The 435-nt window shown below is 63.2% G+C and carries 1 protein-coding gene; it reads left to right on the top strand.

Annotated elements, in window-relative coordinates:
* Nucleotides 1–435: preprotein translocase subunit SecA (locus tag RAD16_RS41425; protein WP_458163737.1), on the top strand; the 435-nt coding region annotated here is incomplete at both ends.

Genomic DNA, 435 nt, shown 5'->3' with positions numbered 1-435 from the left:
CGCGGCGACCGAAGCGGCCGAATTCTACGACATCTACAAGATGAACGTCGTCACCATCCCGACCAACGTCGGTGTGAAGCGCGTCGACGAGGAAGACGAGTTCTACAAGGACACCGCCGACAAGTTCCAGGCGATCGCCAAGAAGATCAAGCATCATGCCGAGCTGGGCCAGCCGGTGCTGGTCGGCACCGTCTCGATCGAGAAGTCGGAACTGCTGTCCGAATTCCTCGTCAAGGAAGGCGTGAAGCACGAGGTGCTCAACGCGCGCCAGCACGAACGCGAGGCGCATATCGTGGCGCAGGCCGGGCGCAAGAGCGTGGTGACGATCGCCACCAACATGGCCGGCCGCGGCACCGACATCCAGCTTGGCGGCAACCTGGAATTCCGCGTCAATGACGAGCTGGCCGAAATGCCCGAGGGGCCGGAGCGCGAAGC

It is taken from the genome of Bradyrhizobium sp. 18BD (assembly GCF_054185225.1).
The sequence above is the reverse complement of the archived record's forward strand: the minus strand, read 5'-3'. Positions and strand labels throughout refer to the sequence as shown.